This is a genomic window from Brevibacterium sediminis (genome assembly GCF_013623905.1).
Lineage (GTDB): Bacteria > Actinomycetota > Actinomycetes > Actinomycetales > Brevibacteriaceae > Brevibacterium > Brevibacterium sediminis.
Genome location: NZ_JABKDD010000039.1, coordinates 1 through 1,396, shown reverse-complemented (window position 1 = coordinate 1,396; position 1,396 = coordinate 1). Strand labels below are relative to the sequence as shown.

Annotated in this window: 1 protein-coding gene; it reads right to left on the bottom strand. The window is 61.3% G+C overall.

What is annotated here, in order from left to right:
• Window positions 1-17: 17 nt before the first annotated feature.
• A complete protein-coding gene (locus HK108_RS18610) occupies window positions 18-1,085 on the bottom strand; it encodes an IS110 family RNA-guided transposase (protein ID WP_181272606.1) in 1,068 nt (355 codons plus the stop codon).
• Between the last annotated feature and the right edge of the window lie 311 nt (window positions 1,086-1,396).

The window sequence follows — 1,396 nt, the reverse complement described above, 5'->3', positions numbered from 1 at the left end:
GGATCCTTCTATGCTTGTCAAGCGGCCTCGCACCTCACGTTCGTCGCTTCGAGAATCCGATACACCTCTCGGGCCACATACCGCTTGATGCACCGGATAACGTCCTTCTTCGACTTCCCTTCCCCGAGCCGTCTATCCATATACGCCTGTGTCCTCTCTTGGAACGAAAGCCGCGTGATGGCCACCATGTACAACGCAGAGTTCAACCGACGATCACCACTGCGATTGAGCCGGAACCTCACCACGTTCCCCGACGACGCCGGTATCGGATTGGCTCCCGCCAGCTTCGCGAACGCAGCCTCTGAACGCACCCGCCCAGGATGCGACCACGCCAGGTAGAACACCGCCGCGGTGATCGGACCGATCCCCGGCTGTTCCAGCAACACGGCAGCCGGACTGTCCTTGACCAAAGCCTCGATCCGCATGGCGTAGTCCTTGATGTCCACGTCGAGTTCGACGACGCGTTTAGCCAACCGGATGGCTTCCCGACGAGCCTCGGTCAGTGCCACAGCCTCGTTCCGGGCCCGCCATTTCGCGACCGTATGGATCGTGTCCACCGACAGTTTCCGACGCGCATCCATGCCAAGGTCATGAGTCCGCAACAGCGCGGTGAGCGCATTGATGGTCCGGGTCTTCTCCCGGGTCATGGACTCCCGCGCTTTGACCAGGATCCGCAGTCCCTGGCGCGGCCCATCAGCCTGCCGGGGAAACCGCAGCCGTGACTCATCCAAAGGCAGGACCGTGCCAGCGATCCTGCGGGCATCGATCCGGTCGTCCTTGCCCGTGGCGTGCCGGTCGCGAGCATTCATGCTGGCAGCCTCGGCGACTGTGTACCCGGCGTCGGCGACATGGTCGGCAAGGATCGCCCCGTACGTACCGATTCCTTCGATGACCCACAGGGTGTTCAGGTCCCCGCCGGTACGGCGGCCGGCCCAGGCCAGGGCTCGTTTCAGGCCAGCCTTGTTGGTGGGGAATTCGCGGGTGTCGGCGTGCTCGCCAGTGTGGGTGAGGACGCTGTAGACGTGGTTCTTCGCGTGGGTGTCGACGCCAACGACAAACGCGTATAAATGCGAGATGATAGTCATGACGGTTCGTGACTCTCCTGTGTCGAAACGGATGTGGTCCGACCGTCAAAGCGGTCGGCTCCGGTCCGGGAGATAGTCACGTCGAAACACTACTGTGATGAGTCACGTTCGGTCAGGAACGGACAACCTTCTGATCAAGTTATCGATGTGGGCCGAGCCGGTGCCGACCGCCCACCAATCATCAGACAGATCCCGACGAGGACATCGTTCGAGTCAGTAGTTCTGCGGGTCATGATGATCGATGGGACGGTCAGTTCCTACTCTGCCAGCCAGTCCCAGACCAGCCACCATCAATACTCACAGTAGTTCTG

Bases quoted from the DNA above. Each gene is read 5' to 3' on its own strand.
- HK108_RS18610 (WP_181272606.1), bottom strand. From the start codon at position 1,085: ATGACTATCATCTCGCATTTATACGCGTTTGTCGTTGGCGTCGACACC.